General features: G+C 62.7%; 23 protein-coding genes. 9 read left to right on the top strand and 14 right to left on the bottom strand.

Annotated elements, in window-relative coordinates:
- The 6 genes from rnr (at nt 1) to rpmG (ending at nt 5,611) form a co-directional block, all read left to right on the top strand.
- Complete coding sequence (gene rnr, locus NKH83_RS20130) at nt 1-2,307, top strand: ribonuclease R (RefSeq protein ID WP_502895593.1); 2,307 nt, start codon at nt 1-3, stop codon at nt 2,305-2,307.
- Entirely contained in the window at nt 2,307-2,759 is a 453-nt protein-coding gene (locus tag NKH83_RS20125; protein ID WP_352806896.1) for a DUF983 domain-containing protein, read from the top strand. Before rnr ends, NKH83_RS20125 begins: the two co-directional genes overlap by 1 nt.
- Nucleotides 2,760-2,831: 72 nt before the next feature.
- On the top strand, nt 2,832-3,566 hold the full coding sequence (locus NKH83_RS20120; RefSeq protein WP_352806895.1) for an NUDIX hydrolase: 735 nt from the start codon (nt 2,832-2,834) through the stop codon (nt 3,564-3,566).
- 16 nt (nt 3,567-3,582) lie between these two features.
- Nucleotides 3,583-4,758, top strand: a complete 1,176-nt coding sequence (locus NKH83_RS20115; protein WP_352508826.1) for an MFS transporter — start codon at nt 3,583-3,585, stop codon at nt 4,756-4,758.
- Between the two features lie 110 nt (nt 4,759-4,868).
- A complete protein-coding gene (locus tag NKH83_RS20110; protein ID WP_352650484.1) occupies nt 4,869-5,324 on the top strand; it encodes a YqfO family protein in 456 nt (151 codons plus the stop codon).
- A 119-nt stretch (nt 5,325-5,443) separates the two neighbouring features.
- Nucleotides 5,444-5,611 (top strand): 50S ribosomal protein L33, encoded by a 168-nt coding sequence (rpmG, locus tag NKH83_RS20105; RefSeq protein WP_006201775.1) that lies wholly within the window; start codon nt 5,444-5,446, stop codon nt 5,609-5,611.
- A gap of 169 nt (nt 5,612-5,780) precedes the next feature.
- Here the strand turns inward: rpmG and NKH83_RS20100 are convergent, their stop codons facing one another.
- From NKH83_RS20100 to NKH83_RS20065, 8 genes are all read right to left on the bottom strand, one after another.
- On the bottom strand, nt 5,781-6,848 hold the full coding sequence (locus NKH83_RS20100; RefSeq protein WP_352806892.1) for an ABC transporter ATP-binding protein: 1,068 nt from the start codon (nt 6,846-6,848) through the stop codon (nt 5,781-5,783).
- Between the two features lie 4 nt (nt 6,849-6,852).
- On the bottom strand, nt 6,853-7,701 hold the full coding sequence (locus NKH83_RS20095) for a carbohydrate ABC transporter permease (protein WP_352508829.1): 849 nt from the start codon (nt 7,699-7,701) through the stop codon (nt 6,853-6,855).
- Nucleotides 7,701-8,624, bottom strand: coding sequence for a carbohydrate ABC transporter permease (locus NKH83_RS20090; protein ID WP_254820141.1), 924 nt, complete (start codon nt 8,622-8,624; stop codon nt 7,701-7,703). The genes NKH83_RS20095 and NKH83_RS20090 overlap by 1 nt, the downstream gene beginning before the upstream one ends.
- A 215-nt stretch (nt 8,625-8,839) precedes the next feature.
- Nucleotides 8,840-10,117, bottom strand: a complete 1,278-nt coding sequence (locus NKH83_RS20085; RefSeq protein ID WP_254820140.1) for an ABC transporter substrate-binding protein — start codon at nt 10,115-10,117, stop codon at nt 8,840-8,842.
- A 30-nt stretch (nt 10,118-10,147) separates the two neighbouring features.
- Entirely contained in the window at nt 10,148-11,335 is a 1,188-nt protein-coding gene (locus NKH83_RS20080; protein WP_352806888.1) for a PLP-dependent transferase, read from the bottom strand.
- Complete coding sequence (locus NKH83_RS20075; protein ID WP_352806885.1) at nt 11,332-12,066, bottom strand: FadR/GntR family transcriptional regulator; 735 nt, start codon at nt 12,064-12,066, stop codon at nt 11,332-11,334. The genes NKH83_RS20080 and NKH83_RS20075 overlap by 4 nt, the downstream gene beginning before the upstream one ends.
- Before the next feature lie 462 nt (nt 12,067-12,528).
- The gene (locus NKH83_RS20070) at nt 12,529-13,902 is read right to left on the bottom strand and encodes a PleD family two-component system response regulator (protein ID WP_352650476.1); all 1,374 of its coding nucleotides are present in this window, start codon (nt 13,900-13,902) and stop codon (nt 12,529-12,531) included.
- A gap of 34 nt (nt 13,903-13,936) precedes the next feature.
- Nucleotides 13,937-14,308 carry a response regulator gene (locus NKH83_RS20065; RefSeq protein WP_006334976.1) on the bottom strand — a complete coding sequence of 124 codons (372 nt, stop codon included), beginning with the start codon at nt 14,306-14,308 and terminating at the stop codon, nt 13,937-13,939.
- Nucleotides 14,309-14,525: 217 nt separating this feature from the next.
- Between NKH83_RS20065 and NKH83_RS20060 the strand changes: the two genes are divergently transcribed.
- Nucleotides 14,526-14,825: a DUF3572 domain-containing protein gene (locus NKH83_RS20060; protein WP_254820136.1), complete on the top strand. Its 300-nt coding sequence runs from the start codon at nt 14,526-14,528 to the stop codon at nt 14,823-14,825.
- Between the two features lie 184 nt (nt 14,826-15,009).
- Here NKH83_RS20060 and NKH83_RS20055 read toward each other — a convergent pair whose 3' ends face one another.
- Both NKH83_RS20055 and NKH83_RS20050 read right to left on the bottom strand, forming a co-directional pair.
- Nucleotides 15,010-16,557 (bottom strand): hypothetical protein, encoded by a 1,548-nt coding sequence (locus NKH83_RS20055; RefSeq protein WP_352806880.1) that lies wholly within the window; start codon nt 16,555-16,557, stop codon nt 15,010-15,012.
- A gap of 97 nt (nt 16,558-16,654) precedes the next feature.
- Entirely contained in the window at nt 16,655-17,230 is a 576-nt protein-coding gene (locus NKH83_RS20050) for a GNAT family N-acetyltransferase (RefSeq protein WP_352706581.1), read from the bottom strand.
- 68 nt (nt 17,231-17,298) lie between these two features.
- Between NKH83_RS20050 and NKH83_RS20045 the strand changes: the two genes are divergently transcribed.
- Entirely contained in the window at nt 17,299-18,627 is a 1,329-nt protein-coding gene (locus NKH83_RS20045; RefSeq protein WP_352806876.1) for a DNA polymerase IV, read from the top strand.
- 3 nt (nt 18,628-18,630) lie between these two features.
- Here NKH83_RS20045 and NKH83_RS20040 read toward each other — a convergent pair whose 3' ends face one another.
- Complete coding sequence (locus NKH83_RS20040; RefSeq protein WP_254820132.1) at nt 18,631-19,137, bottom strand: hypothetical protein; 507 nt, start codon at nt 19,135-19,137, stop codon at nt 18,631-18,633.
- Between the two features lie 174 nt (nt 19,138-19,311).
- On the opposite strand from NKH83_RS20040, the gene NKH83_RS20035 reads away from it, so the two are divergent.
- Entirely contained in the window at nt 19,312-20,193 is an 882-nt protein-coding gene (locus tag NKH83_RS20035) for a DMT family transporter (RefSeq protein ID WP_352806873.1), read from the top strand.
- A 9-nt stretch (nt 20,194-20,202) separates the two neighbouring features.
- On the opposite strand, the gene NKH83_RS20030 is transcribed toward NKH83_RS20035, so the two are convergent.
- The 3 genes from NKH83_RS20030 to dnaE all read right to left on the bottom strand — a co-directional run bounded on the left by NKH83_RS20030 (nt 20,203) and on the right by dnaE (nt 25,692).
- Nucleotides 20,203-21,006, bottom strand: a complete 804-nt coding sequence (locus NKH83_RS20030) for an ion channel (protein ID WP_352807088.1) — start codon at nt 21,004-21,006, stop codon at nt 20,203-20,205.
- 108 nt (nt 21,007-21,114) lie between these two features.
- On the bottom strand, nt 21,115-22,125 hold the full coding sequence (locus NKH83_RS20025; RefSeq protein ID WP_352806870.1) for a methyltransferase: 1,011 nt from the start codon (nt 22,123-22,125) through the stop codon (nt 21,115-21,117).
- A gap of 39 nt (nt 22,126-22,164) precedes the next feature.
- Complete coding sequence (gene dnaE / locus NKH83_RS20020) at nt 22,165-25,692, bottom strand: DNA polymerase III subunit alpha (RefSeq protein WP_352806867.1); 3,528 nt, start codon at nt 25,690-25,692, stop codon at nt 22,165-22,167.
- Nucleotides 25,693-26,038 lie beyond the last annotated feature (346 nt).

Below are 26,038 nucleotides of genomic sequence, written 5' to 3'. Positions count from 1 at the left end.
TTGGCGCGCAAAGTCTCCGGAAGAAGCCACGGCGATCTGCGCACCGCCGATACCCGCGCCAAGGTCAGGGACAATTACCGGCCGTCACGCGACGAGATACTGCGTTACATCGCCGAAAATCCGGACCGCGCCGGAAAACGCGACATCGCCAAGGCGTTTGCGCTACGCGGCGAAGACCGTATCTGGCTGAAGGACGTCTTGCGCGACCTGCAGGATGAAGGCCTGCTGACCAAGGAGCGCAAGCGGCTCGCCCGTGTCGGCGCCCTGCCCCACGTCGCGGTGCTCGACATCTTCGGCCGTGACGCCGATGGTGTGCTGCTGGCGCACCCGACCGAAGCGATCGGCAATGGCGAACCTCCGGTCATAGCGATCCGCGTGTCGCGCGGCGGCAATGGGCCGACGCCTGGTATCGGCGACCGCGTGCTGGCCAAGACCTTTCCGACCGACGACCCGGCGGGCCCCGCCTATACCGGCCGGGTTATGAAGATATTCGAGAAGCGCACCGATGCGGTTCTCGGCGTTTTTCGCGTGCTGAAGGACGGCACGTTCCGCATCGAGCCGGTGGAAAGGCGCCAACCGGAGCTGGTCGTCGACAAGGAATTCCAGAACGGCGCCAAGAACGGCGACCTGGTCGAGGTCGAGCCGGCGCGGGCCTCCCGCTACGGGCTGCCGAGAGCCAAGGTTCTGGCGGTGTTGGGCTCGCTGACCAGCGAAAAGGCGGTCTCGATGATCGCCATTCACGCACATGACATTCCGCATATTTTTCCCGCCGACGTCATCGCCGAGGCGGAGGCGGTCAAGCCGGCGACGCTTGCCGGCCGCGAGGATTGGCGCGAGCTGCCGCTGCTCACCATCGATCCGGCCGACGCCAAGGATCATGATGACGCGGTGTTCGCCATGCCCGACACCGACGAGAAGAACGCCGGCGGCGTGGTTGTCACCGTCGCCATTGCCGATGTCGCTGCATACGTGCGCTATGGCACGGCGCTCGATCGCGAAGCGCTGAAGCGCGGCAATTCTGTCTATTTCCCCGACCGCGTCGTGCCGATGCTGCCGGAGCGCATCTCGAACGACCTCTGTTCACTGCGCGAGGGCCAGGATCGTCCGGCGATAGCGGTGCGGATGACTTTCTCGGCCGATGGCCACAAACTCAGACACTCGTTCCATCGCGTCATGATGAAGTCGGCGGCGAAACTCGCCTATCAGCAGGCGCAAGCGGCGATCGACGGCGCACCGGACGACACGACTGGCCCGATCCTCGATGCGGTGCTGAAGCCGCTATGGGACGCCTACGGGATCCTGAAGCGCGGCCGCGACACGCGCCAGCCGCTTGAACTCGATCTGCCCGAGCGCAAGATCCTGCTCAAGCAGGACGGCACCGTCGACAAGGTCGTCGTGCCGGAGCGGCTCGACGCGCACAAGCTGATCGAAGAGTTCATGATCCAGGCCAATGTCGCCGCAGCCGAGACACTCGAGGCGAAGCGGCAGGCGCTGGTCTACCGCATCCACGATGCGCCTTCGCTTGCCAAGCAGGAATCGCTGCGTGAATTCCTGCAGACGCTCGGCCTGTCGCTGGCGCGCGGCGCGCAGATGCGGCCGAACCAGTTCAACGGCATCCTCGCTCGCGTGCGCGGCGCCGACAATGAGGGACTGGTCAACGAAGTGGTGCTGCGCTCGCAGAGCCAGGCCGAATATTCGCCCGCCAATATCGGCCATTTCGGCCTCAACCTGAAGCGCTACGCGCATTTCACCTCGCCGATCCGTCGCTATGCCGACCTGATCGTGCATCGCGGGCTGATAGCCGCACTCGGCCTTGGTCCGGGGGGCCTGACGCAGGACGAGGCGGAGCGGCTGGAAGAGGTCTCGGCGCTGATTTCGGCGACCGAGCGGCGCGCGATGGCGGCCGAGCGCGACACGGTCGACCGGCTGATCGCCGCCTATCTCGCCGAGCGCATCGACGACCGTTTCGACGCCCGTATCTCGGGCGTCACCAAATCGGGCCTGTTTGTCCAATTGCCGCAGTATGGCGCGGATGGCTTCATTCCGGTTTCAACCCTGGGCGGCGACTACTATATATACGACGAAACTGCTCGATCGCTTTTCGGAGAACGCACCGGCAAGGGCTATCAGCTTGCTGATCGCGTCGAGGTTCGCCTGATCGAGGTGGCGCCGATGGCCGGCGCGATGCGTTTCGAGATGCTGACCGAGCCAAAGCCGCTGCCCGGCTCCAAACGGTCGTTCCACAAGGCCAAAGGCCGCGCCCGGGCGTCGCAATCGCGTCCAGGCTCCCGCGGCAGGAGACGGTAATGCCAACAGAACTGCAGGTGGAAGAACGGGTTTTCGGCGGCGAACATCACTCGGGCCGGACCGCCCGGCCGCTATGGACGGCAATGAAGCGCGGCATGCTCGGCCGCTGCCCGCATTGCGGTGAGGGCAAGCTGTTTCGCGCGTTCGTCAAGACGGTCGACAAATGCGATCATTGCGGCGAGGAGCTCCACCACCATCGCGCCGACGACCTGCCGGCCTATCTTGTGGTGGTCATTGTCGGCCACATCGTGCTTGGCGCTTTCATGGGTGTCGAGGCGACCTCGACGCTGTCGACCTGGCAGCACATCGCCATCTGGGTGCTATTGACCATCATTCTCGCCGTCGTCCTGCTGCAGCCAGTCAAGGGCGCTGTCATCGGCTTGCAATGGGCGTTTTATATGCACGGCTTTGGCGGTGACGAAGATCTGATCGAGTCGCATCCCGAGGCTTGAAACCGAGGCTGGCGCAATCGGCATGGCTGGACGCCACTTTCGCATCGGAGAAGATTCCGCTAGGTCGAGCGCATGGACGTTGTGACCAAGGCGGAAGTCGACAAGGTTGAGCGGGTCGCGCTCGACGCCAAGCCTATACGCCCGCGCGACGCCGCGACGCTGATCCTGCTCGACGGCAAGGGCGACGAGATCCTGGTGCTGATGGGCCGCCGCCACGCCCGTCATGCCTTCATGCCGGGAAAATTCGTGTTTCCGGGCGGCCGCACCGATCCGGCCGACAGCCACATCCCGACAGCCACCGCACTTCATCCCGACGAAGAAGCGAGATTGACCGCTGGCATCGGCCGCACCAGCCCGGCCCGCGCCCGCGCCATTGCCCTGTCGGCAATCCGCGAAACCTATGAGGAGGCTGGCCTGCTGATCGGCCAAAAAGGGGTCTTCGCAACCGCCAAGCGCGACTGGCAGGGCTTTGTCGAGCACGGCGTCATCCCATCACTGCAAGCGCTGCGCTTCGTCGCACGCGCCATCACCCCGCCCAACCGGGTGCGCCGGTTCGATACGCGCTTTCTCGCCGCATGGCGCGACGATGTCGCCGTGGAACTGCCGGATGGCGGTCCGACCAACGAATTGGAGGACGTCGTTTGGCTGCCGCTGGCCAAGGCCAGGCAAGCAGATATCCCAGACATCACGCGCACGGTCCTGGAGGGACTGGAAACCCGCCTCGCCCAGGATCCGCTGCTGAGCCCCGGCGGTCGCGTGCCGTTCTACCGGCTTGTCCGCAATCGCATCGTCCGCGAAATTCTCTAGAGCAGCCAGGCATTCCATGACAGTCGACATCCAGCCGCAGGGCAAGGAACGCGTACACTGGCTGCCGATGGTCGCGGCGATCTCGTCGATCAGCGTCGTCGGCATTGCCATCGGCCTCGGCATGCCGCTGCTCAGCGTGATTCTTGAAACGCGCGGCCACTCCGCGTCGATGATCGGCCTCAACACCGCGGTCGCCGGCCTCGCCTCGATCGCCGGCGCACCGCTCGCCACTCCGCTTGCCATGCGGTTCGGGGTCGCCTGGACAATGCTTGCCATGATTGCGGCCGGAGCGCTGGCCTTTGTCGGTTTCCATTTCGCGCCAGCTTTCTGGATGTGGTTTCCGCTGCGGGTCCTGCTGCATATCGCGCTGACGGTGCTGTTCATCCTGTCGGAATTCTGGATCAGCACCTCGGCGCCACCACACCGGCGCGGACTGGTCCTCGGCATCTATGCCACCGTGCTGTCTCTCGGCTTTGCCGCCGGGCCTTGGCTGTTCGCCCACCTTGGCAGCAGCGGTTTCCTCCCTTTCGGCGTCACCATCGCGCTGGTTACGCTGGCTGCCATACCGGTGCTGGCGGCACGCAACGAGAGCCCGACGATCGTCTCGGACGGCGAAACCAGCAATTTCCTGCGTTATATCTGGCTGGTGCCGACGGCGACCGCCGCCGTGCTGGTGTTCGGCGCGGTCGAGACCGGCGGCTTTGCGCTGTTTCCCGTCTATGGTAGCCGCATCGGCTACTCAGAGGCGGACGCAGCCCTTTTGCTCACCATGATCGGCCTCGGCAACGTGCTGTTGCAGATCCCGATCGGCATGATCAGCGACCGCGTCAGCGACCGCCGCTATTTGCTGATGGCTTGTGCCACCGTCGGGCTTGCCGGCACAATCTTCATGCCGTTCTTCGCGCAGAACTGGCATATGATGGCAGCGCTTCTGTTCGTCTGGGGCGGTGTGGTCGCTGCCATGTACACAATCGGCCTGGCGCATCTCGGCTCGCAGCTTTCCGGCCATGAATTGGCCTCCGCCAACGCCGCCTTCGTGCTCTGCTACGGCGTCGGCATGGTGCTTGGCCCGCAGGCAATCGGCATCGGCATGGACGCTTTCGGGCCGTCGGGCTTCGGTTGGGCGCTCGGCCTGTTCTTCGCCTGCTATATCGTGCTGGTCGGCACCAGGCTGCTCCGCAAAATCCTCTGAGTCGGTCCAGCTTCCGACATCGCTCCCACTGCTGACCAACTACTGACATAACCATGTCAGGAGGGCTCGAGTATATGCTCCCCCAAAGTGCATAAGCAGGGAGACCTCGGATGATCGATAGTGGCTTTGAAACGAAATCGCTGCGGATGGAATTGCTGCTGCTGGTGACCTTTCAGGCACCGGCAGCTGATGTCGATCGCATCATGGAAGCGGTGGTCGCGATCGCGCCGCTCAGAATGGGCAAATATGACAGCAATGCCTTTCAGTCGGCGGACGGCATCGAACGCTACCGGCCGCTTGAAGGCGCCGCCGCCGGCGCCGAGACGGAATTGCGCAGGCGGCCTGGGACTGTCGAGGTGTCGTTCGAACTGCCCGATGATCAGAAGCTCGCCGCTCGCGTCGTCGAAGCGATTTACCAGGTTCACAGCTATCAGGAGCCGGTGATCCGCATTCAGCCACTGCTTGCCAGCCGCTCCAAGGGTCTCGACGACCGCGCCAACCCGAACCGCTGGTGGAACACGACGGGCGATTGGAAGAAGGTGTTGCCAGTCACGGAAGACGCATGAGCCTGGACAAGGGTTGACTTTCCGGGCGCGTTCTTTATGTGTCGCGGCAAGTTTCCCGCGTCCGGGTGTTTCCCGTGCTCCAGCGGCCAAAACTCCACGAACATTAACGGACGAACATCATGGCCAAAGCCGCAAACATCAAGATCAAGCTTCTGTCGACCGCCGACACCGGTTTCTTCTACGTGACCAGCAAGAACAGCCGCACCAAGACGGACAAGCTGTCGTTCCGCAAATACGACCCGGTCGCCAAGAAGCACGTCGAATTCAAGGAAACCAAGATTAAGTAATCGGGTTTCTCTCGCAGTACTGAAACGCCGCCTTCCGGGCGGCGTTTTTCGTTTCGGGAATTCAGGACTACAGCATTTTGCAGCCAAATGGAATCATTTGGCGTCCGCATAAATGCGGCAAAACAGATAGTTAGAGCGAGTTACCGGTTCCAAGAGAACCGGAACGGCTCTAGTCGATGCGATCGCCGCTTGCCGGATCGAACAGATGCAGCGACGCCGGATCAGCCGACAGGCGCACACCCTCACCCGGTTTCACGCTGGCCCGGCCCATGGCAAACACGCAGACCTGCTGGCCGGCAAGCCTGGTATAGAACTGGGTCGACAAGCCGAGCGGCTCCACCACGCCCACCTCGCTTTTCAGCGCGCCATTGTCGGCGAGCCGGATATGCTCGGGCCGCAAGCCTACGGTGATCGCATCGCCATCCCTGAGCGGCAGGCCGTCGGGCAGCCTCAGCTTCTGGCCGTCGGCCAGGATGGCATCCGGCCCGGCGCCCTTTTCAACCACGGCAGGCAGAAAATTCATGCCGGGCGAGCCGATGAACCCGGCGACGAACATGTTGACCGGCCGGTCGTACAGATCGAGCGGCGCGCCGACCTGCTGGACTAGGCCGTCATGCATGACGACGATACGGTCGGCCATTGTCATCGCTTCGGTCTGGTCATGGGTGACATAGACCGAAGTGGTCTTCAATTGCTGGTGCAGCGCCTTTATCTCGGCACGCATGTGGACGCGCAGCTTGGCGTCGAGGTTCGAAAGCGGCTCGTCGAAGAGAAAGACCTTCGGGTCGCGCACGATGGCCCGCCCCATGGCGACGCGCTGGCGCTGGCCGCCGGACAATTGCCGCGGCAGGCGTTGCAGAAGGGCATCGAGCCCGAGCCGCTTGGCGGCGGCGTCCACCCTTGCTTCGATAGCTGGCTTGCCGGCCTTCCTCAACATCAGGCTGAAGCCCATGTTCTTCGACACGTCCATATGCGGATAGAGCGCGTATGACTGAAACACCATGGCGATGTCGCGGTCCTTTGGCGCGATGTCGTTAACCAGGCGCTCGCCAATATGGATCTCGCCGCCGGAGACCTCCTCCAGCCCGGCGATCATGCGCAGCAGGGTCGATTTCCCGCAGCCGGACGGGCCGACCAGGACCACGAACTCGCCGTCGGCGATTTCGAGATCGACCGCGTGCAGGACGCGCACGGCTCCATAGTCTTTGCGGACTTTGTCGAGTGTGACGGAGGCCATCGATCTATCCCTTGACGGCGCCGGCGGTAAGGCCGGTGACGAGGTAACGTTGCAGGAAGGCAAAGAAGACGCAGACGGGGATCAGCGCCAGGATGGAAGCCGCCATCATTTGTCCCCAGTCGACCGCGAATTTGCCGATGTAGGTGAGCAAGCCGACCGCGAAAGTCTTCTGCTCGTCGCTGGAAATCAGCATCAGCGCAAACAGCAACTCGCTCCACGCGGCGGTAAAGACGAAGCCAAGCGTCGCCCCCATGCCGGGCAGCGTCAGCGGCACGATCACCTTGCGCATCGCCTGCAGGCGCGTGCAGCCGTCGATCATCGCTGCCTCTTCCAGGTCTCGCGGGATGCCGTCGAAGAACGACTGCATCAGGAAGGTTGCAAAGGCTGTATTGAAGGCGGTGTAGATGATGACGAGGCCGGTCAGGCTGTTGATGAGACCGATCTGCCCCATGATGCGGTAGATCGGCGGAATGACCATCACCAGCGGGAAAGTCTGGGTGAGCAAAAGCAGGATAGCCAGGGTCGCCTTGCCGCGGAACGAAAAACGCGACATGGCGTAGCCGGCAAGCGTGGCAATGACCGTTACGAAGGCAGCCGTCGACACCGAAACGATAACGCTGTTTAGGAAATAGCGCGGAAAATCGGTGGCTTCGAGCACGGTGACGAAGTTCTGCAGCGTCGTTTGCGACGGCCAGAAAGTGATGCCTTCGGAATAGAGCAGCCGCTCCGGCGTGACCGAGATCTTCAACGTCCAGAAGATCGGGAACAGCGCGAAGGCCATGTAGGCTCCGATCGCGCCGTAAAGGCCGATGCCGCCGAGAACGCGCGAGGAGACGGAGCGTCCGGCAATCATCAGACGTGCCTTACCAGCGAACGGCGGATGCCGATCAGCGCAACCGCATAGACGATGAGCAGCACAAGCAGCAGCACCGCCACAGCGGAGGCATAGCCCTTGTCCAGCGACTTGAACGCGCTGACGTAGATATAGACCGGCACCGTGGCCGTCGAACCGGCAGGCCCGCCTTCAGTCATGACGAAGATCAGGTCGGCGAAGGTGGCGATCCATATCGTGCGCAGCATGACGGTAATGACGATGGTTGGCGCCAGGAACGGCAACGTCACCTTGGTAAAGCGTTGCCACGGCGAGGCGCCGTCGATGGCCGCCGCCTCATGCAGTTCTGACGGGATCGACTTCAACGCCGCCAAAAGCGTGATGGCAAAAAAGGGAATGCCGAACCAGACATTGGCGACGATCGGTCCCCACATGGCTGTCGAGGGATCGGAGAGCACGTTGGTTGGCTCGGTCTTCAGCCCCGAGGCGTAGAGCCAATGCGGCAGCGGCCCGATGATCGGGTTGAACAGCCAGGCCCAGGTCAGGCCCGAGAGGAAGGACGGCACCGCCCAGGGCAGGAACACCACCGCCTGCACGATCTTTCTGCCCCGGAACGGCGTGTCTAGCAGCAGCGCCAGGCCAAGGCCGAGGAAGAACTGGAAGAACAGGCTGGCTGCCGTCCACCACAGCGTGTTGACGAGCGCCTGCCCGAGCACGGGATCCGACAGCATCGCCTGATACTGCCCAAGTCCGACATATTCGGATTTGAAAGCGGAGAATTTGCGGAACGAGTAACCGATACCGATAACCAGCGGCACCAGCAGCACGACGACCAGCAGCACGATCGCCGGGCTGAGATAAAGCCAGGGCTCGATTGCGGCATGGGATAGCCGCTTTTTTCGCGGCCTGCCGACGGATCGTATTTCGGACACGGCGTAGGTCATGGGTGCTGGATTGTCTCCTGGGGCAAGCATGGGCTGGCGACAGCGCCTTTCCCGTTTACGGGGAGATGCCGGTCCACCCTCCGCAGCTGCAGCGCAGCTGCTGCGGGGGACGGGCAGGCAGATGAGAGGCAACACGAGCCACGACGGGTTGGCGCCGCCCCTCATCCGTCACTTTGTGATACCTTCTCCGCGTGAACGGGGAGAAGGGAGGAAAGCTATTTCTTGTTCTTGGCCATCCAGTCCTGCTGTTCCTTGGTCAGGAACTTGGCCCATTCGTCGGCCACGTCCTTTGCCGCCTTCTGACCAAGCAGCACTTCCTGAAAATTCTTGATCGCTACCTGGTCGACGAAATTGCCGAGATTTTCCAGATGCGTCGGAGGCGTCACCATCTCGTATTTGTCGCCGTTGTTCAGTTCCTCGAACCAGCCTTTGAACTGCTCGGTCCTGAAGTGAGCATCCTGGTCGGCGCCATTGTGGATTGGAATGACTCCGACTTCCTTTGCCCATTCCAGATTGTCCTTGGGCGACAAAAGCGTTGCCATCAGCTTCCAGGCATCGTCCTTGTGCTGGGAATTGGCGAACATCGCCCAGCCGGCATAACCGAGCGTCGGATAGGATTTGCCGCTCGGCCCGACTGGCATCGGCGCCACGGCGAAGTCGTCGGCGCTCATCTTGTCGGCGATGCCGAGCAGCGCGTCGGGATCCTGGTTCAGCATGGCGCAGGTGCCGCTATAGAACCCGGTGACGGTCTCGTTAAAACCCCAGCTCACCGCGTCCTTAGGCGCCAGGCCGTTCTTGTACATGTCGGCGAGCATCTGCAGGCCCTTGACCGAGCCTTCCTCGTTGATGGTCGAGGTGCCGTCCTCGTTGAAATAGCCGCCCTTGCCCGCGGCAATGTTCATGAACATGTGCATGCCGTTGAAGGCGCCAGGGCCGCCGCGCAGGCAGTAGCCGTATTTGCCTGGTATCGCGGAGATCTTCTTGGAGTCCTCGACGAACTCGTCGAGCGTCGCCGGCGGACCGTCCAGACCAGCCTCCTTGAACAGCTTCTTGTTCCAGAACAGCGCGTTCAGGTAATAACCGTAAGGGATCATGTACTGCTTGTTGTCGACCGTCGAGCCGAACTGCTTGGCACGCTCGCCCAGCGTTTTGGCATCGTCCCATTTGGCCATGTATGGCCCGAGATCCTCGAGCTGGCCATTGGTCGCATAGAGGCCCATCCAGCGTTCCGGCATCTCGACGATGTCGGGCGTGTCGCCGGCCTGCACCATGGTAAGGAACTTCTCGAACGCCTGGCCCCAGGGCAGCGATACCAGCTCGACCTTGACACCCGGATTGGCCGCCTCGAACTCGGCGATCTGTTTCTTGAGGAATTCGGTACGCGGCGGGCTGGTGATGACCTCGACCATCTTGACCGTGGAATCGGCCAGCACGCTGCCGGCGGAAATCGCCAGACCTGCGACGGCACCAAGAAGGATGCTCAGTTTTTTCATGTTCAGCACTCCCATTTTGAACGGCTCCATTTATCTTTTTGCTTTGTCGAACGCCTGGGCAACGTCAGCCCACAGGTCTTCGACACTTTCCAATCCGACACTGAACCGGATGGTTCGCGGGCTGACGCCGAAGCGCGCCATCGAATTCAGGCCCGGCGTCTGCTCGAGCGAGGCCTTTGCTGGAACGACCAGGCTCTCATGGCCGCCCCAGCTGACGCCGATGCGAAAGAGTTTCAGCGCATCGACGAAAGCCGGGATGTCGACGTCTTCCGTCACCTCGAATGAGAACAGCCCGGCATAGCCGGCAAGCGTCGCCTTGCCCGGATGGTTGGAATAGGCCGGGTGGTTGACCCGCTCGACATGGCCATGCGCTTTCAGCCGTTCGGCGATGGTCAGCCCGCTCTTCATGTGATGCGGCAACCGCAGCGGCAATGTGCGCAGCCCGCGCAGCAACAGCCAGGCCTCGAAAGGCGAAAGTTTGCCGCCGAGGTAGGAATAGGTCTGCTCGTTGATATGTCGGATATGGGCAGCCGAACCGGCCACCACACCGGCGACGGTATCGCTGTGGCCGCCGAGATATTTCGAGGCCGAATGCAGCACCAGGTCGACACCGTGCGAAATCGGCTTCTGGAACACCGGCGTCGCCCAGGAATTGTCGATCGTGGTGACGATGCCCTGCCCTTTGGCCAGCCGCGCCAGGTAGGTTATGTCCTGGAGCTCGAACATCATCGACGTCGGGCTTTCCAGGTAGAGCAGCTTGGCGCCGGGGAGTGCCGCGGCGACCGCGTCCGGATCGGAACCGTCGACATAGTCGACCTTGATGTTGAGCCGAGGCAACAGCCGTTCGAACAGCCGGTAGGCATCGCCGTAGCAATTGCGCACGACAACCATGCGCTCGCCGGCACCGACGAAAGCAAGCACCGTGGCGCTGATCGCCGCCATGCCGCTGGAAAAGCCGCGCGCGGCCTCCGCGCCTTCGAGAGCGGCGACACGCGCCTCGAACTCCATGACCGTCGGGTTGTCGCCGCGCGAATAGATCGGCTGGCGTCGCCTGCCGGCGAATGTATCGGCCATCTCCGAATAATTGGAGAAGGTGAAGAGCGAAGTCTGGTAGATCGGCGGCACCACGGCACCGCCGGGGAAAGGCTCGTCATGGGCGAGAAGCGTCGCTGCCTCGGCGAGATAGTCGTTTTCGAAACCGGCGGGATGATCGCTCATTTCTGGCCTGAAAGTTCGAGTTTGGCCGCGCCGCGCTTCAGATCGTCCTCGACGGTGGCGATCAGCTTGAGCGCCTCGGCCCGGGCCCCCTCCGGATCGTGCGCGGCAATGCGTTCGTAGATGGTGCGGTGGTAAGGAAAGCTGGCGTGGCCGAAATCACGCACGCCGAGCGGATGTTCCCAGAAACGGTGGAACAGTTCGTGCATGGCGGCGATGATCTGCTCGAAGAGCGGATTGCCGGAACTGCGGTAGATCGACTGGTGGAATTCCCAGTCCTCCTCCGCCGACATGCCGGCGCGCATGTGGAAGGCCTGCTCCATAGTGTCGAGCTTGCGCCCGATCTCGGCGATCTCGGCCTGGTCCGCGCGAACGGCGCACAGGGCGGCGGCTTCCGCTTCCAGTGCCCGGCGGATTTCCAGCGTCTGCATCAGGCTTGTGAAATCATTGCCGCCGGCCAGCGTCAGCGGCATGTGCAGCATGTCCAGCGAGACCACTCCCTTGAGATAGGTGCCGCTGCCTTGCCGCCGTTCGACCAGGCCGAGCCCCTCCCAGCGCGTCAGCGCCTCGCGCACGGTGTTGCGGCTGACCTTGAGGCGCTCGGCCAGGATGCGTTCGGTCGGCAGTCTCTGGCCGGGCCCGAGAGCTTCCCGCATTACAAAGCCGGCCAGCGCCTTGAGCACCGCGTCGTCGCGAGCAGTTGCCTGTATGGGGGAAAGGCCGAATTCGGTCATGCCAACGGGTCACCAAATGGCTCAATGGTCCAACCAATTTCTGCATAGAAGACAGGCCCTGTCAACCGACTGCGGGCGCATACGCTCTGCCCAGCCGGCTATTTCAAAGGGCGCTGTCGCTGCCGCAACAAAACCAAAGCGTTTTCCGGGTCTTGGCGCAGAATCCTGATGTGTTTTGAAATTGGGGGCCGGCCGGCGTTTGGCAGCGGTACGAGGAGGCCACTATGTGCCAGCGCCGGCCAGCCGACCCCACGGACCCAGGAGATGCGGCGGACCTGAGCATCATGGGGTATTCTTTGGGTCGAACCGGCGATCTAGACCTCGTGCCGGTTACGTCTAAGGGCTGCACATTTGCGCAACAACTTATGAAAATCAACAGTTTCTTAACCAAGCCTCGCAACTCGCTTGGATTAAGGTAAATTCGTAACCTTGTCGGGTTGACTGGCTAATTCGTCTATGGTGCTACGCCGCCTTGGCGACGACGCGATTGCGGCCGCCGCTCTTGGCCTCATAGAGCGCGAGGTCGGCTCGTTTCATCAGCGCCGCGACCGTGTCCACGCCTTTCAGCACCGACGACACGCCGACGCTGACGGTGACTTCGATCGCTTTGCCCTCGCTGCCAACGGCAAACGGCAGTTGGGCGATTTCGGCGCGAATGCGCTCGGCGACCTTTTCGGCTACCGCGCCGTCCGTGTCCGGCATCACCACCACGAACTCCTCGCCACCGAAGCGGCAGGCTAGATCGATGCCGCGCACATTCTTGCGCAGCCGCCGCGCGAATTCGCGCAGCACGTCGTCGCCGCCGTCATGGCCATGCGCGTCGTTAATGCTCTTGAAGCGATCCAGATCGGTGATCATCACCGACAGCGGCCGGCGCCGTGCCACGGCGCGGTCGAACAGCGTCTGCAGATGGCTGTCGAGATAGCGGCGGTTGTGCAGGCCGGTCAGGGCATCGGTCACCGCCATCTCGATGGTCTGGGTGACGCTGGCGCGAAGCTGGTCGTTGTAGCGCTTGCGGCGAACCTGCGTACGCAGCCGCGCCGTCAGCTCCTGCTGGTCGATCGGCCGCATCAGATAGTCGTTGATGCCGAGTTCGAGGCCGCGGATGATGCGTCCCTCTTCGCCCTCGTCCGCCAGAAGGATGATCGGCAGGAAACGGGTGCGATCGAGCGAGCGCAATTGCGAGCAGAGCCTCAGCGGGTCGAAATCGGCGAAGGCCGTCGAGATCATCACGCATTCGTAGGGCAGCTCGGCGGCCTGGAAGAAGCCGGCGTGCGGATCGTTGGCGACGTCGAGAGCGGCACTGCCGCGCAGCATCTTCTGGATGCGCTCGAACGAGGATTTGCGCTCGTCGACCAGCAGCACCTTTGGCACCGCGTCATCGGTAGCGAAGTTGCGGCTCAAAAGCTCCTCGATGCCGATATTGCGTGTCGTCGAGGCGCGCAGCCGCAGCTCGTCGGTCAGCGACTTCAGCCTGACCAGGCTCTTCACGCGCGTCATCAGCTGCAGATCGTTGACCGGCTTGGTCAAAAAATCGTCGGCGCCGGCCTCGAGGCCGCGCACCCGGTCCGAAACCTGGTCGAGCGCGGTGATCATCACGACCGGGATGTGCGATGTCGCCGGGTCGCCCTTCAGCCGCCGGCAGACCTCGAACCCGTCCATATCGGGCATCATCACGTCGAGCAGCACGACGTCGACCTTGCCGTTCTCGCAGATCTCGATCGCGTCCGGCCCGTTGGTGGCGGTCAGAACCTCGAAATATTCGGCGAGCAGCCGAACCTCCAGCAGCCTGACATTGGCTGGGATGTCATCGACGACGAGGATCCGCGCGGTCATTTCACAAAAGCTCCGGCTCGGCTGGAAAAATACATCAGGCATCGCCCAGGTAGGATTTGATGGTTTCGATGAAACGCGGCACCGAGATCGGCTTGGAGATATAGGCTTCGCAGCCGCCCTGGCGGATGCGTTCCTCGTCCCCCTTCATGGCGAAGGCGGTGACCGCAATGACCGGGATGACGTGGAGATCGTCGTCCTCCTTCAGCCATTTGGTGACCTCGAGGCCCGACACTTCCGGCAGTTGGATGTCCATCAGGATGAGGTCCGGCCTGTGCTGCCGCGCTAGATCCAGCGCTTCGAGGCCGTTGCGTGTGCGCACCGTCTCGTAGCCGCTCGCTTCGATCAGGTCGCGAAAGAGCTTCATGTTGAGCTCGTTGTCTTCGACGATCATAACCTTCTTTGGCATCGATTTCCCGTCCCGGCCGGCCTTCCACTCGAAGGGTGCCGTCATGCGCCCCTTGTCGGCACGCACCAAACCTGTTCCCACTATACGGCAATATGATTGACGAAACGGAAACCGGCGGCCCTAAAAGCTTTCGGATTCCAGGTCGGCGAGCTTGCTGCCGACGACACTTGCCACTACTGCGAAAACAGAACGATTCCGCCCACGAAGGAAGGTAGCGATGGCAAACGCAGCGTCAATGCGCGAGGAAGCGGAAACCATTGCCGTAAAGGCACTGGGCTTCGTCGCCGCCGATCCGGAACTTCTGCCGCGCTTCCTGGCGATCACCGGCATCGAAGCCCATTCCATCCGCCAGGCGGCGGGTGAGCCGGGATTCCTGGCCGGCGTGCTGCAGTTCATCCTTGCCCACGAGCCGACGCTGATGCGTTTTTCCGAGGAGACCGGAACGCCGCCCGCCGCAATCGGTAAGGCATTGCGGGCGCTGCCGCTCGGCGACGACAATCATGAGCGTTCGATATAAGGGACGATCCCGAGACAGATCGCCGCGCCGAAAATCGTGAGTGCACTCGGGCTTTGACGCCAGCCGCGTGGAGAGCAATTCCAGGAAAAGGGTGAAACGGTTTTCCGTCTGGAATTGCGCAAAAACAAAGACATGGAGCGGATCGGCGTTTTCGTGAAACGATGAACCGCTCCAACCTCGGCATTTAGGGTTTCAACTTCGCCCCTGCCCCGCCATCGTCATTCTCGCCCGAGCCATGATCCGGAACGGTAACATCGCTTGGGTCCATGATGGGGTTGTCCTGAACGGCATCGGCCGGCTTCAGCATGGCGCCGTTGACCGTGACCGAGCCGTCTGCCTTGGCGTTGATGATCCATTCCAGTCGACCATCCGGCAGTGCCTTGCCGAACCCTTTGACGGCGAGTGCGAACGGAAAATACTGTGCCGCTTCCGGTTCGGTCTTGGCCGCCGTCTGCAGAGCCTCCACGATCTTGTCATAGCCCGCGACATCGATGGTCATGCTCGTCTCGGGCTTCTTGCCGGGGAACGTCATTTCACCTTCCATCGCAATCTCGATGTTGCCGTTCTTGATCGTGCTGTGTCCGAGAATGGCCTTTGGCGTCTTGGCCAGGAAATCGGCGAAGATCTGCTTGCCGAAATCTGCCGGCAGCGGTGGATCCTTGCTGAAATCAAGGGTTTCGATGGTTTTCTTCGCCATGCTGTCCAGATCGATGTTGGTGCCGTCGAAGTTGAGGTCGATATCTGTCGGCAGCAACGCAACGCTCCAGCTGGGCAGCACCTGCTGTGGCATTGTCAGGCCGGAAACCTTGAACGAGTAGTTGATCTTGCCGTCCTTGGCGATGCCGTCCATGCCGACGGCGGTCTTCAGTTGCGTCGCACCGAACTTGCCTACCGGGCTCTCCACCACAAAGTCCTTGAAGCCGTAGGTGCCGTCGATCCGCTCCCACAATGGCAGTGCTGCCGTCAGAAGCGATTTGAACTCCGCCTCATCCGCCTTGAATTTGGCTGCATCATCAGTCGCCACGATGAAAGCAAGCAGGTCGAGCAGCGGCTTTGTCCGCAAACCCTTGCCGGTCGCGTCCACGGAAAGTTCAGGCGCTTTTACAGCAGCCGGAAAACTCAACCCATTTTTGGGATCGTTGACTTTGATCGTTTCGGCGAAGTTTGTTATTTTTTCCGTCACCGTGAAATCGATGCCGCCATTTGCGGATTTGGTCGAAACTATTGCGGCAGTGCCAGCGCCGACCGTGACATCCGCCTGCTGCTTAGGCTCTCGGGTGGTCATCGTCATGCCAGCCATCGAACCGGTTGCGCTCGCGAAAGCGGCCAGGTCAGGGTCATAAACTCCGGTGAACTTGTTGTCCGACACGGAGAAGTCGATGTGCTGCGCCCCCTCAGGGCCAACGAAATCGATAGACCCCTTCGGAGACACGTCCGCCGAAACGTCCCAGTGTCCATCTTTGCGTGGCTTGACCAAGATGAAATAAGGCGTGACGTCGAATTTTAAGGCTTGCTGCTTTGCCATCAAATCCGTGACTGGCTTGAAGTCGAAAGCGAGCTTGTAGGCATCGCCGTCGACTGAAATTTTCACGAACCCAATGTCGAACGGCTTCTTGCCGATGTAGTGCGCCAGATCGTCTGAAAGCTGCTTTGCGCCTTGCCTGTCGACCGCTTGGCCGAAGGCCGGTGCGCTGCAGGCAAGAAGTAAAACAACTGGCAAAACGCGCTTCATGTCGATCCTCACTTAATCGCGGCCCTCAAGCCGTTCTATCACTGGTAGGCAAATACCATCGCAGCCGCAAGACAAGGTCTATGTGTTGCGGCGGCTGTCACAGCACCAGCCGCACCAGCGGTCGGCCTGGCTTGCGTTCGACCAACCGCTGGAACCCGGCCTTTTCGAAGACCCGCGACGAGCCGACGAACAGCCCGATCGACCGCGAATCCTTCGACAGGTCGATGGGGCAGGCCTCGATCAGGCGCGCGCCGTTCTGGCGGGCGAACTCGATGCCGCCCGCGACCAGGCGGTGCGACAGGCCCCTGCCGCGTGCCTTGGTGCGGATGAAGAAGCAGGAGATCGCCCAGACGCCCGGATCGGCGGCGTCGGCGGGATCGATCGGCGCCGACCCCCTGCCCTGGTTGTTCCATTCGGGCACGTCGGCACGCGGGCCGATCTGCATCCAGCCGACCGCCTGGCCACCCTCGAAAGCCAACAGGCCGGGCGGCGGCCCGGCCTCGATTCGCGCCTTGATGTGGTCCTTGTTGCGCTCGCGATTGCTCGCGCGGCGCACCGCAGGCGCTAACCGGAAATGCGTACACCAGCAGCCGTAACAGGCGCCCTGCTTGCCGAAAAGATCCTCGAAATCCGCCCAAAGCTCAGGCACTAGCGGCGCTATGGTCGTATTCATGAGCTCTCTCCCGGCCCACCGCCTTGTCGTGGCGTCCGTCCTGACGTACCATTGCATTTGTTCTCTTTATGTTCGCAGCGATGGCGGCTCCTGTCAACAACCCCGAACACGGTTTTTGCCGCGACTGCCTGAATTTTCAGCGCAGCGAGGCACGCCGTTGCGAGCGCTGCGGCAGTCCAAGGCTCGCCCGCCATCCGGAGCTCTACCGGTTGCGCCTTGCCCATATCGACTGCGACGCGTTCTACGCGGCGGTCGAAAAGCGCGACAACCCGGCGTTGAAGGACCGGCCATTGATCATCGGCGGCGGCAAGCGTGGCGTCGTATCCACCGCCTGCTACATCGCCCGGATCCATGGCGTGCGCTCGGCAATGCCGATGTTCAAGGCGCTCGAAGCCTGTCCCGAAGCGGTGGTCCTGCCGCCGGACATGGAAAAATACGTGCGCGTCGGCCGCGAGGTGCGCGCCATGATGCAGGCGCTGACGCCGCTGGTCGAGCCGCTCTCGATCGACGAGGCCTTTCTCGACCTCGCCGGCACCGAGCGCTTGCATGGCCTGCCGCCTGCGGTGGTGCTGGCGCGCTTCGCACTCGGCGTGGAAAAGGAGATCGGCATCACCGTTTCGGCCGGCCTTTCCTATTGCAAGTTCCTGGCCAAGGTGGCATCGGACTTCCGCAAGCCGCGCGGCTTTTCGGTGATCGGCGAGACCGAGGCTATCGGCTTCCTGGCCGAGCAGCCGGTGACGCTGCTCTGGGGGGTCGGCAAGGCCTTTGCTGTCACGCTCGAGCGCGACGGCATCCGCACCATCGGCCAGTTGCAGCGCATGGAACGCGGCGATCTGATGCGCCGCTACGGCGTTATGGGTGACCGGCTCTACCGGCTTTCGCGCGGCGAGGACGACCGTCGCGTCGTTCCCGACCAGGACGCGAAAAGCGTCTCGGCGGAAACCACTTTCGACACCGACATCGCCTCCGTCGACGACCTGGTCTCGGTGTTGAGGGCGCTGTCGGAAAAAGTCTCGGCCCGGCTGAAGAAATCCGGCATTGCCGGACGCACCGTCGTCCTCAAGCTGAAGACCCAGGATTTCAAGATCCGCACGCGCAATCGCCAGCTCGGCGATCCGACCCGGCTGGCCGACCGCATTTTTTCGACCGGGCTCGAACTGCTGCGCAAGGAGGCCGACGGCACGAAATACCGGCTGCTCGGCATTGGCGTCAGCGACCTCTCCGACGATGACCGGGCGGACCCGCCCGATCTGGTCGACGTCCAGTCACGCAAGCGCGCCATGGCCGAAGGCGCTATCGATACGCTGCGCGGCAAGTTCGGCCGCAGGGCGGTGGAAACCGGCTATACCTTCGGCAAGGGCCGCGATGCCCATCCGCCCGAACCGGTCGAGGAGTGATAGTCAGGTGCGCCGCAGATCGATCCTGCTGGTCACCACACTCTTGCCGGTTTTCGGATCGGTATCGACGACGGTCAGCCGCATGCCGTCCTCGCCGGTTTTCTCAACAGTCATTTGCGCCCTGCGATCGCCATTGACCTCCTTGGCCCAACGGATGCCGAGATTTATCGCGTTGCCGGAGCGGCTGCCGCTCAATTGCGCCGGCCCGGTGCGCGATCCGACATAGGTGCCGGTGTATTTCGTCCCGCTCGATTTGAGATCGGCGCTGATGGCGCGCGTCACCACGATAAGACCGCGGCAGCTGCCGTCGAGCGATAGCGAGCTCGATGTTGCGTCGGAATTGAAATGACAGGAGACATTCACCGTCGGCGCATCGGTGGTGACCTTGACGGTGCCTTTGCCGGCGAAATTCCCCTGGAATGAGCGAAGAAAATCCGGATCGTCGGCATGCGCTGCGCCGGCCCCGGCCGTCAGGCACCCGGCAAGTATAAATCGTGCAAGTGATTTCATCGGACCGCTCCTCGTTGGTATCCAAAACACAGCACGCAAACACTGAGGGACCAACGCTTCCCTCAGCAGCGGGTTCCGGCTTCAACATCACTGTTTGCAACGCTTCACGGCTGGCCCAGTCGAATGCGCCGGCTAGCGGTTGCGATGAAAGCGCCGGCTTGCGACATAGCGCCCATGGCACCCGCACCCTCGATCCCCAAGGCCGCGTTCTGGATGGCGCTGTCGATCGCCTCGTTCCTGGCGATGTCGGTGGCCGGCCGCGCCACGACGGCAGAACTCAACGTCTTCCAGGTGCTCGAGCTGCGCTCGGTGATCGGCTTTTTCATCCTGCTGCCGCTGGTCATGATGTCAGGCGGTTTTCCGGCGATGCGCACCGGGCGTCCGCTGGCTCATATCGCCCGCAACGTCGTCCATTATACCGGCCAGGCTGCCTGGCTTTATGCCTTGACGCTGATCCCGCTTGCGGTGCTGATCTCGATCGAATTCACGACGCCGATCTGGACTGCGCTGCTGGCGGTAGCTTTCCTCGGCGAAAGGCTCTCCCGGCCAAGGCTGGCGGCGATCGTGCTGGGGCTGATCGGCGTGGTGATCATCGTGCGTCCGGGCGTCGGCGCGGTCAATCCGGGGCATGTTATCGTGCTGGGAGCAGCGGTCTGCTTCGGCGTCTCGGTGGTTCTCGTCAAGTCGCTGACGCGGACGGACAGCGTCGTGCGCATCATCTTCTGGATGCTGATCATCCAGTCGGTGCTTGGCCTCGTCCCGGCGCTGTACGAATGGCGCAACCCGCCGCTCGAGCTCTGGCCGTGGATCCTGCTGATCGCGTTTACGGGCATGTCGTCGCATTTCTGCATGGCGCGCGCACTTGTCTACGCCGATGCGACGGTCATCTCGCCAATGGACTTTTTGCGCGTACCGCTGTCGGCGATGATCGGATGGCTGCTCTATCACGAGCAGATCGACGCCTTCACCGCCGGCGGCGCCCTGCTGATCCTGCTTGGCAATCTGCTCAATCTGCAGAAAAAAGCCGCCAAACCTGCGGAAGTGGCGGCAGCGTAGCCCTGCGTTTCAATCGCCGTCGTCGGGTATGTTCAGAACGTGCCCACAGGCCTTGCAATGAACGGCGTCGGGCTCGTGCCGCTGCAGCCCGCATTGCGGGCAAGGAAAGAACACCTTGGTGGGACGGAAGAGCGCCTGTGCAAGCCGGACGAACAGCGATATGCCAATGATCATGGTGGCGATCGCGGTGAGCTTGCCGGCCACACCGGGCAGGACGATGTCACCGAAACCGGTCGTGGTGACCGTGGCGACCGTGAAATACAGCGCATCGACATAGCCCTCGAGACCACCCACGGTGCGGAAGAAGAAGGTGTAGACGAAACCCGTGATGACAAAGAGGAATGTCAGGAAATTGATGACCGCACGGCTCGCCTCGCGCCATTGCCTGAAGCCGCGCATCTCGAGAAATCGCCACAGCGCGCCGCTACGCGACAGCGACCACAGCCGCAGGATGCGCAAAAAACCGAGATTGGCCAGCGCCGTAGGCATCAGCAGAGTCAGCAGGATGAAGGCATCAATCCACGACGCCGGCTGTTTCATCAGGCGCAGCATGTCGTTGGAGGCAAGCAGCCGGGCAATCATGTCGGCGGCGACAAGTGCTGCCACGGAGTAGTCCAGCCAGAGGAACGAAGACGACTTCTGGATCACCGGCGTGGCGATGAAAAAGGCAATGATGGCAAGGTCGATGACAACGGCCGCAAGCTGAAACCGGAACGCCGCCGCTGTGCGCCCGTGATACAGCTTGCGCAACATGTCGCGCAGCCGGGCCAAGGCTGACATATCTTGGGCTCCGTTCTTGTCAGCTACCTTCATGACGATCGCGATAGCCTTCGCTGCGACAGCCGTCCAGTCGACAAGGCAGGCGGAAGCTTGCGCCATCCGACCGATCCCGGCGGTTGCGGCAAATGGCGCCAGCCGCGATCAAACCGGCCTTGCCTCTACAACGCTGATGCGTGGCCCCGCCTGGATGATCTCGGTCACCTCGAAGCCACCCTTTGCCAGCAGCGACTTGAATTCATCGGCCGTCCGCTCCTGGCCATCGGGCGCGACCAGCATGTTGAGGTCGGAGAATTTGGCATTCGCCCCCTGATTTGGCGGCTCAAGCACGGCCTCAAAAACCAGCAACTTGCCGCCCGCACGGATCGCCTGGCGACAGTTTTGCAGGATCGCGACGTTGGTCTCGTCGTCCCAGTCATGCAAAATCCATTTGAGCAGCAGCGCGTCGGCCGCCACGGGCAGCTCGGCAAAGAAATCGCCTCCGACGATCTCACAGCGATCGGCGACACCTTTCGCCGCCAGCACCGAGGCGGCCGGCGCTACCACATGCGGCTGGTCGAAAAGGATGCCGCGGCTGCCCGGGGTCGCGGCCAGGACTTCGGCAAGCAGCGCGCCCTGGCCACCGCCGACGTCCATGATGACCGGAAACGACGAAAAATCATACGCCGCCAGGATGGCTGCCGCCACGCCGCGCGAATTCGCTGCCATGGCGCGATCGAAGATAGCGGACTCCTCTGGATGCTCTGCCCGGTATTCCCAGACGCCCTTGCCATGCGCGTGGCGAAATGCGTTCTTGCCGGTTTGGATGCTGTAGAGCAGTTCGCTCCACGCTTGCCGGTAATAGGGCCTCCCGACGAAGGCGGCCCAGGGTGCAGCGGAAAACTCCGCATCGGAGCGCAAGGCGGCGCCAAGCGGCGTTAGCGAGAACTGCCCGTCCTCGGCCTCGTGAAATATGCCGACCGCCGCAAGCGCCCGCAGCAACCGATAGAGCGCGCGCGGATGTGTGTCGGTCAGGCTTGCCAGATCTGCTGCGGAGCGCTTGCCGTCCTTGATGTGGTCGGCGATGCCGAGCGTCGCGGCGACCGAGATCGCCTGCGAGACGCGGTACCCGTTGACCATCCGTGTTAGTTCGAAAGCGGCTGCGCGTTCATCCATGGCGCCCCCCAATCGCCAAAACCCGAAGGTTTCGGTATTTTAAACCAGCTCCACTTCAACCACGCCCGGCACCGCGCGCATGGCTGACGCGATCTGAGGCGAGATACGATAACGACTGGGCAATTCGATCTCGACCTCCCCCTGGCCGTCATCCTTTATCAGCACAAAGCTTACCTGTCCCTCGCCCTTGACGGCAAGCTGGCCGGCAAGCGTGCCGATCGGTGCTGCGTCGCGCACGAAGATGCGTAGCGCTTTCTGGACGCGGCTTGCCTCGTCCTCCAGCGACTGCACGGTCTGGATGCGCAGATTGACGCCTTCCGGCCTGTCCTCGGCCGAAACGGTGATGACCACCGAGCGGCCGGGCTCGAGCAGGTCGCGATATTGCGCCAGTCCCTCGGAAAACAGCACCGCTTCATACTGGCCGGACGTGTCGGAAAACTGCACGACGCCCATCTTGTTGCCGGTGCGCGTCTTGCGTTCCTGCTTGGTGGTGACAGTACCAGCGAGCCGGCCGGCGGCCGCACCGCGTTTGACGGCGGCCGAGAATTCGGCCCAGGTCTGCACCCGCATTTTCTGCAGCGCCGCCTTGTATTCGTCGAGCGGATGCGCCGAGAGATAGAACCCGACCACCTGGAACTCGCGGTGCAGGCGGTCGGCGGCGAGCCAGGGGTCGGTCGCCGGCAAGTTGAGTGCCTGCGACTGTGCGCCCAGCGAGGCGCCAAAGATGTCGTGCTGGCCGGTGACGGCATTCTGCTGCGCCAAGGACGCCAGCCCCATCATCCGCTCGACGCCGGCCATCATCGCCGCCCGGTCGAGACCGAAGCAGTCGAGCGCGCCGGCCATGATCAGGCTCTCGAAGACGCGTTTGCCGACGATCTTCGGATCGACCCTTTCGCAGAAATCGGCGAGGCTCTTGAACGGTTTTTCGCCGCGCGTGGCGACGATGTGCTCGACTGCGGCATCACCGACGCCCTTGAGCGCGGCCAGCGAATAGAAGATGCGGTTCTCGCCGACCTCGAAATCCCGGAACGACGTCATCACCGACGGCGCCACCACTTCGATGCCGAGGCGCAGCGCATCCTGGCGGAAATCGGCGAGCTTGTCCGTATTGCCCATGTCGAGCGTCATCGATGCCGCCAGGAATTCGACGGGGTAATGCGCCTTCAGATAGGCGGTCTGGTAGGAGACGACGGCATAGGCGGCGGCATGCGATTTGTTGAAACCGTAGTCGGCAAACTTTGCCAGCAGGTCGAAGATGAAGTCGGCTTGCGGCTTGCCGACGCCGCGCTCGACCGCGCCAGAAACAAAGCGCTCGCGCTGCTTGTCCATCTCGGCGCGGATCTTCTTGCCCATGGCGCGGCGCAGCAGATCGGCTTCGCCCAGCGAATAGCCGGAGAGCTCCTGCGCAATCTGCATCACCTGTTCCTGGTAGACGATGACGCCTTGCGTCTCCTTGACGAGATGGTCGATCTTCGGGTGGATCGACGCCATCTCCTCCTCGCCGTGCTTTCTGGCGTTGTAGGTCGGGATGTTCTCCATCGGTCCCGGCCGGTAGAGCGCAACCAGCGCGATAATGTCCTCGATACAGTCGGGCCGCATGCCGATCAGCGCCTTGCGCATGCCGGCACTTTCCACCTGGAACACGCCGACCACTTCGCCGCGCGACAGCATGGCGTAGGTTTCCGGGTCGTCGAGCGGAATGTGGGCGAGATCGATCTCGATGCCGCGGCGGCGGATCAGCTTGACCGCCCTGTCCAGCACGGTCAGCGTCTTCAGGCCAAGGAAGTCGAACTTCACCAGCCCGGCCTGCTCGACATATTTCATGTTGAACTGGGTGACCGGCATGTCCGAGCGCGGATCGCGGTACATCGGCACCAGTTCCGACAGCGGCCGGTCGCCGATGACGATGCCGGCGGCATGAGTCGAGGCGTGACGGTACAGACCTTCCAGCTTCTGCGCCGTGTCGAGCAGCGTCTGTACGATCGGCTCGCGCTCGGCCTCCTCGGCAAAGCGCGGCTCGTTGGCGATGGCGTCGGCGAGCTTGACCGGATTGGCCGGGTTCGACGGCACCATCTTGCTCAGCTTGTCGACCTGCCCGTAAGGCATCTGCAGCACGCGGCCGACGTCGCGCAGCACGGCGCGCGCCTGCAGGGTACCGAAGGTGATGATCTGGCCGACCTGGTCGCGGCCGTATCTCTGCTGGACGTAGCGGATGACCTCCTCGCGCCGGTCCTGGCAGAAGTCGATGTCGAAGTCGGGCATCGACACGCGATCGGGATTGAGGAAGCGCTCGAACAGCAGCGAAAAACGCAGCGGATCGATGTCGGTGATGGTCGTCGAATACGCGACCAGCGAGCCGGCGCCTGATCCGCGGCCCGGGCCGACCGGAATGCCTTGCGCCTTGGCCCATTTGATGAAGTCGGCAACGATCAGGAAATAGCCGGGATATTTCATCTTCTCGATGACCCCGAGCTCGAAATCCAGCCTCTCGCGATATTGCTCGACTGTATAGCCGGGCGTCGGCCCGTGCGCCGCCAGCCGCGCCTCCAGTCCTTCATGCGCCTGCCTGGCAAGCTCCTGCGCCTCCGCCTTGACCGCCGCATCGGCGTCGGCGACATCGCGGCCGGCAAAGCGCGGCAGGATCGGGTTTCGTGTCTTCGGATAGTAGGAGCAGCGCAGTGCGATCTCGACGGTGTTGTCGATCGCTTCCGGCAGGTCGGCGAACAGCCTCGCCATGTCGGCCTGGCTTCTCAGGAAATTGTCGGGCGACAGGCGGCGGCGATTATCGGCCGCAACCACGGAGCCTTCGGCGATGGCGATCAGGGCGTCATGCGCCTCATAGTCTTCACGAGAGAAGAAAAACGCTTCGTTGGTGGCAACCAGCGGCAGATCGTGGCGGTAGGCGAGATCGACCGACGACTGCTCGATCGCGCGGTCGTAGCCGGAGACCCGTTCCAGTTCGACATAGAGCCGGTCGCCGAACAGGCCCTTGAGCGCCAGCAGCCGGGTCTCGGCGAGTTCACGGCGGTCCTCTTTCAAGGCATTGCCGATCGGACCGCGCGGCCCGCCGGTAAGGCAGATCAGACCGTCGGAATGGCCTTGCAGCATCTCGCTCGTCAGATGCACCGCCTCGCCGGGCGGTGTCTCAAGGTAGACGCGGCTGACCAGCCTGACCAGATTGCCGTAGCCGGCCTCGGTGGCGGCGATCAGGACCACCGGCCGCATCTCCGGCCCCTGCCGCCTGCGGTCGCGCTGGCTGTCGTTCGCCTCACCGGAAAAGGCGAGGTCGATCTGGCAGCCGATGATCGGCTGGATGCCGTCCTTCACAGCCTTTTGCGCGAATTCCAGCGCACCGAACAGATTGTTGGTGTCGGTGACGGCGATTGCCGGGCATTCGTCCTGCACCGCATGGCCGACGATCTTCCCGAGCTGCAAGGCACCTTCGAGCAGCGAATAGGCCGAGTGCACGCGCAGATGGATGAACCGACGCGCCGTCGCCTCCGCCCGCGACGCCTTTGCATAGGCCTCTCGCAGCAAGGGGTCGCGTGGAAGTCTCTCATCCGTCATGGTTTTTTCGCGCCGCCTCACAGGGACTCAGTCGATCAAGATGTATTGTCCGGCACCGGGTAACACGAGTCCAGCAGAAGCGATTGGAGCTTTGAACGTTTAGAGCAACCGCCGAAGCTGCCGATCTCCCCCTCGTGGGCCTGTTGCGCAGTAACCGGGGATGTTTGGATGGGGCGGGATCGCAGGGATTTCGCTCGTCTTTGTGAGCTCCGCCCCCTTGTTTGGGGTTTCGGCGGCGGTTTCGGCCCGGGCGGCCGGGCGGCGGGCGCACCTATCCCGTGATGGCGGCCCATCGGCGCATGTTGAAGGCGATCGCCGCCAATGTCACCTGGGCGGTGGCCTTCGC

The organism is Mesorhizobium sp. M0909 (genome assembly GCF_040319515.1).
Lineage (GTDB): Bacteria > Pseudomonadota > Alphaproteobacteria > Rhizobiales > Rhizobiaceae > Mesorhizobium.
The sequence above is the reverse complement of the archived record's forward strand: the minus strand, read 5'-3'. Positions and strand labels throughout refer to the sequence as shown.